This is a genomic window from Ignatzschineria indica (assembly GCF_003121925.1).
Lineage (GTDB): Bacteria > Pseudomonadota > Gammaproteobacteria > Cardiobacteriales > Wohlfahrtiimonadaceae > Ignatzschineria > Ignatzschineria indica.
In genome coordinates this window covers 1-1752 of the sequence record NZ_QEWR01000011.1, presented here as the reverse complement: position 1 = coordinate 1752, position 1752 = coordinate 1, and the positions used below count along the sequence as shown (strand labels likewise).

Below are 1752 nucleotides of genomic sequence, written 5' to 3'. Positions count from 1 at the left end.
TGAATCCGAAAGTGAATCCGAGTCAGAAAGTGAATCTGAATCAGAGAGCGAGTCAGAATCCGAAAGCGAATCAGAGTCCGATAGCGAATCAGAGTCCGAGAGCGAGTCTGAAAGTGAATCTGGGTCCGAGAGTGAATCAGAGTCAGAAAGTGAATCCGAGTCTGAGAGCGAGTCAGAGTCCGAGAGTGAATCCGAGTCAGAAAGTGAATCTGAATCAGAGAGCGAATCAGAATCCGAAAGCGATTCAGAGTCCGAGAGCGAATCCGAGTCAGAAAGTGAATCCGAGTCAGAAAGTGAATCAGAGTCCGAAAGCGAATCAGAGTCTGAAAGCGAGTCAGAGTCCGAGAGTGAATCAGAGTCAGAAAGTGAATCTGAATCCGAAAGTGAATCCGAGTCAGAAAGTGAATCTGAATCAGAGAGCGAGTCAGAATCCGAAAGCGAATCAGAGTCCGATAGCGAATCAGAGTCCGAGAGCGAGTCTGAAAGTGAATCTGGGTCCGAGAGTGAATCAGAGTCAGAAAGTGAATCCGAGTCTGAGAGCGAGTCAGAGTCCGAGAGTGAATCCGAGTCAGAAAGTGAATCTGAATCAGAGAGCGAATCAGAATCCGAAAGCGAGTCAGAGTCCGAGAGCGAGTCTGAAAGTGAATCTGGGTCCGAGAGTGAATCCGAGTCTGAGAGCGAGTCAGAGTCCGAGAGTGACTCAGATTCAGACAGTGATGCCGATACAGAATCCCCTGATGCCCCTAACAATGTGATTGTTGAGAATCATGAAGATGAGGAAGGCAATACCACTACTAAGGTGACAGGTGAAGGTGAGCAGGGTGCTGATGTTATCGTCAAAGATAGCGGTGGCAATGTTGTGGGTGAAGGGACCGTTAACGAAGACGGTACCTTTGAAGTAGAGCTTGATAAGCCATTCACCAACGGTGAAGAGCTTGAAGTGAGCTTAAAAGATGAGGCGGGCAATGAGTCTGAGTCAACGAAGGTGAATGCCCCAGATACGACTGCACCAGAAGCACCGACAGCAGAGATCGATGAAGAAGGTCTTGTTGTTACAGGTAAGGCAGAGACAGGCTCTACTGTTGAAGTCACGGATAGCAATGGTGAAGTGATTGGTAGCGGCACTGCAAATGAACAAGGGGAGTATGAAATCATACTTGATCGCCCAGTGACGGATGGTGAAACAGTCGATGTTACGGCAACTGATGAAGCGGGTAACACTTCAGAGAAGACGCCTATAACCGGTGAGAAGGATACAGTTGCACCAGAAGCACCGACAGCAGAGATCGATGAAGAAGGTCTTGTTGTTACAGGTAAGACAGAGTCCGGCTCTACCGTTGAAGTCACGGATAGCAATGGTGAAGTGATTGGTAGCGGCACTGCAAATGAACAAGGGGAGTATGAAATCACACTTGATCGCCCAGTGACGGATGGTGAAACGGTCGATGTTACGGCAACTGATGAAGCGGGTAACACTTCAGAGAAGACGCCTATAACCGGTGAGAAGGATACGGTTGCACCAGAAGCACCGACAGCAGAGATCGATGAAGAAGGTCTTGTTGTTACAGGTAAGGCAGAGTCAGGCTCTACTGTTGAAGTCACGGATAGCAATGGTGAAGTGATTGGTAGCGGCACTGCAAATGAACAAGGGGAGTATGAAATCACACTTGATCGCCCAGTGACGGATGGTGAAACAGTCGATGTTACGGCAACTGATGAAGCGGGTAACACTTCAGAGAAGACGCCTATAAC

At 48.5% G+C, this 1752-nt stretch carries 2 protein-coding genes; one reads left to right on the top strand and one right to left on the bottom strand.

Features of this window, described 5'->3' with window-relative positions:
* Positions 1-750: hypothetical protein (locus tag DC082_RS10950; RefSeq protein ID WP_239991306.1), on the bottom strand; the 750-nt coding region annotated here is incomplete at its 3' end.
* Between the two features lies 1 nt (position 751).
* On the opposite strand from DC082_RS10950, the gene DC082_RS10945 reads away from it, so the two are divergent.
* Positions 752-1752: Ig-like domain-containing protein (locus tag DC082_RS10945; RefSeq protein WP_239991305.1), on the top strand; the 1001-nt coding region annotated here is incomplete at its 3' end.